This is a genomic window from Aliterella sp. E5.1 (assembly GCF_057473825.1).
Window position 1 is genome coordinate 1 of record NZ_JBYCCV010000411.1, and the last position, 1,405, is coordinate 1,405.

The following is a 1,405-nucleotide window of genomic DNA, read 5'->3' on the forward strand; positions in this document are numbered from 1 at the left end:
ATCCGTGAGCGGGATTTGTGCCACTAAGTTGGTCGGTTACAATACCCGCGATCACACCAGGGAGTCCTCAATCAACGGGGGTTTAGGGGGGCGGTGAAGGGGGACTTGGCGGGCGTAGTGGCGGGCTGCGCGGATCGCGACTCTACCTGGATTTCACCAAAATTACAGACCCTCTACCTGGAGCTGAATGGGGGGGGGTGGGCCCATAGTTTTGAAACCTGGCAGGGGGATCAGTTGGCGGGGGGGGTTCTGGGGCTTGTGATCGGGGGAGCCTTTATTGGCGAGTCGATGTTTTACCGGATCTCTGAAGGCTCTAAAGTGGCCTTAGTCAAGCTAGTGGAACGGCTGCGATCTCGCCAATTTAAGTTGTTTGATGCCCAGATGATCAATCCTCACCTGAGTCGGTTTGGGGCCTATATGGTCTCTGACCAAGAGTACCAGCGCTTGCTCAGTCAGGGGTTGAAACACTCATGTCGATTGGCTTGATATTGAGTCCAACCTTCTTGAGACACTTTCAGCGAACTGCCCTGGTTAGGGGAGTTATCAACAGACTGAGTCATCCCAAAAGGCATCATCGATCATTCGTGGGTGTCTCCAAAATCCATGATGCTCAGTTTAACTTTGCCAACTCCGGAAAACAATGGCATGGTCAACTCATCACGCCGATTAGCACCAGAATGCCGTCTTTCTATCTATAGTGATCTATTGAGGGAGGGCTGATGTGGGCATCCTTGAGTTGCACTGGGGGCAAAATTTCCTTCAACAAGTGGTGCTGGCTGAATCAGCGATAGAGCTAGCTTTGTGCTGCTAGAGCTACTCCAGCAATTTAAGGAGGAGTGGGTACCTTAGATTGGCTGGACAGAAAAAGATAGCAGGACGATTATTGCTGGACATGCATAATGCAGGATGCCATAATCCTTCCATAAGGACTGGAATCAAGATCTGGCGACACAGTTGCAAGCTTTGCAGGAGCAGATGAGTGGGGCGAAAGCAGCACGTATAGAAGAAGCAACAAAATAAAGTTAGTAAGCAAATTACTTATTTCTGAGAAGTGAGGAACCAAATTAGGGGGGTTAGCAAGAAGCATGTATATTCTTGCTGCTGAAAGGTCGAAGAAAAAATTAAGTTGCGCTTCTAGGATTTCCTAACATGGGAAGGAAATAAATGACTAACGGAAGAGAAGAAATATCAACTATTTCAAATATTAAATTAGCATGGGAGAGAATTCAAACCAATTTGAATTACCAATATAAAAGATTAAATGAAGAGGTTTATACGGCCTTTAGCTGGAATCTAGAAAACAATCTAAGTTTGCTAAGTTCGGAAATAAAAGAAAAAATATACAAGCCACTAAAGTCAACTAAACCACTCTGCACTGAAAGTGCAGAGGTTTGAGCGGGACTGA

General features: G+C 46.4%; 1 protein-coding gene and 1 pseudogene. Both read left to right on the plus strand.

Annotation, left to right across the window (positions count from 1 at the left end; genetic code table 11):
• Nucleotides 1-33 precede the first annotated feature (33 nt).
• Nucleotides 34-486: pseudogene (gene aat / locus AC2VE5_RS27750) on the plus strand (leucyl/phenylalanyl-tRNA--protein transferase); the annotation flags it as partial.
• 678 nt (nucleotides 487-1,164) lie between these two features.
• Nucleotides 1,165-1,395: a hypothetical protein gene (locus AC2VE5_RS27755; protein ID WP_486890734.1), complete on the plus strand. Its 231-nt coding sequence runs from the start codon at nucleotides 1,165-1,167 to the stop codon at nucleotides 1,393-1,395.
• Nucleotides 1,396-1,405: the final 10 nt, after the last annotated feature.

Excerpts from the sequence above, each read along its gene's own strand:
- AC2VE5_RS27755 (WP_486890734.1), top strand. The coding sequence starts at position 1,165 with ATGACTAACGGAAGAGAAGAAATATCAACTATTTCAAATATTAAATTA.